Genomic DNA, 1,750 nt, shown 5'->3' on the forward strand with positions numbered 1-1,750 from the left:
CGGCACGCCGTCGGCCAGCAGCGCGAACTCCAGCTCGGGCAGGTCACCGTCCGGGCTGACCATCGAGCGGCCGCCCTTGAACGCCTTGGTGTCCCAGAAATCCGCCCACGACTCCGGCTTCTTACCCCCGAACGCGTCCGTGCGGTACGCGATGCACTGGCCGTAGAAGCTGTTGCCGATGGCATGCTCGGTGATCTGGTTCTCGGGGATCTTCGCGCTCTTCACGCTCTTGACCCGGTCGGGGTCCAGCGACTCCAGGGCATCCTGCTTCACATACTTGAGGTGAGACATCATCGAGTTGTTGATGAGGTCGCACTGCGGACGGCCCTGCTCGATCTGGGCCAGCAGCGGCGCGTCGTCCAGGTTGAGCACCTTGACGCTGATGCCGGTCTCCTGGGTGAACGGCGTGTAGATCGCCTTCTGCAGGGCCGCGCCGAAGGAACCGCCGCTGTCGCGGACGACCACCGTCTTGCTGCCCTTCCCACCGCTGCCGGTGGACGTGCTGCGGCTGGTGCCGGTGCCGCAAGCGCTGAGGGCGGTCGCGGCGGCGAGACCCGCCGTGGCTCCGCCGACGCCGCGCAGGAAGAGCCTGCGATCTATACGGGCGTCTCTCATGGTGTGCCTCCTGAGGGTGGTGCTACGGGGGAAGAGGGGACGGCTGGGGATGGGGGTCTAGGGGCGGGGGTCCGCCTCGTCGGATCCGAGGCCCATGCCGGGGACCGAGAGGGTGTCGGGTCGCGTGGCCGTGTCGGGGTCCCACGGGATGGCCAGGGCGGCCAGTTCGGTGCCGGGGGCGACGGTGAGGCCGTGCATGCCGTAGATGATGCGTCCGCCGGCCGGGGCGTGGACCGTGTGCTCCGTGCCGTCGGCCGGGTCGATGATGCGGCCCAGGAGGTCGCCCTCGGCGACTTCGCCGATGATGTCGGCGTCGAAGGAGAACTCCGGGTACCACAGACCGGTGGCCTCGGCCGTGACGCCCGCGGACCAGACCCACTCACGAACGGTGGCCGGGGCGGAGCCGTCGGCACCAGTCGTGCCATCCGGATCCAGCACGCCCAGGTGGCGCAGTGCCGTGAGGAGGCCGTCGACGCGGCGCAGGGCCGTGGGCTCGTCCCGCTGGCCGAGTGAGCCCACCTCGACCAGGACCGCCGAGATGCCCCGGCGGGCGGCGGCCGCGTGGCTGTTGCCGCCCTCGGCCGTCAGCCCGATCATGACGTCCTCGATACCGAAGGAGCCGGCCAGCTCGGCCGTGGCCTTGTCGAGGCCCGGATCCCCGGTGAGGCGGTAGCCGACGAAGTCCCGCAGGACCTGGTCGATGCCCCCGCAGTGCAGGTCGACGTACACGTCGGCGCCGTCGACGAGGTGGGCGAAGAGCCAGGCGGCCAGCCGCTCGGTGGGGCCGCCCTCCGGGTCGCCGGGGAAGACACGGTTGATGTTCACGCCGTCCACCGGCGAGACGTTGAGCCGCCCTCGATACACGGCGTTGGGGTTGGCGACCGGACAGATGATCACCTGCCCGGACACCTCACCGGGTTCCAGCAGGCCTGCCAGGCGCACGACGGCGTCGATGGGGGTGAACTCGCCGCCGTGCACCCCGGCGGTGATGACGACCCGGGGGCCCGGGCGGGTGCCGTTGACCAGGGTCAGCGGGATGTCCGCGGTGAGGGTGCCCAGGTCGGCCCGGACGGTGCCGCGCGCCTTGGTGCCGGGCCGGGCCTCCAGGGAGCCGACGGAGAGGGTGGTGTCGCTC

The 1,750-nt window shown here is 71.3% G+C and carries 2 protein-coding genes; both read right to left on the reverse strand.

Annotation, left to right across the window (positions count from 1 at the left end):
• The coding region (locus OP79_RS48800) for an extracellular solute-binding protein (RefSeq protein ID WP_033329685.1) at positions 1 to 615 on the reverse strand (615 nt) is incomplete at its 3' end.
• Positions 616 to 672: 57 nt separating this feature from the next.
• Positions 673 to 1,750: M14 family metallopeptidase (locus OP79_RS48805; RefSeq protein WP_033329686.1), on the reverse strand; the 1,078-nt coding region annotated here is incomplete at its 5' end.

The organism is Streptomyces yerevanensis, from assembly GCF_000716805.1.
Classification (GTDB): Bacteria; Actinomycetota; Actinomycetes; order Streptomycetales; family Streptomycetaceae; genus Streptomyces; species Streptomyces flaveus.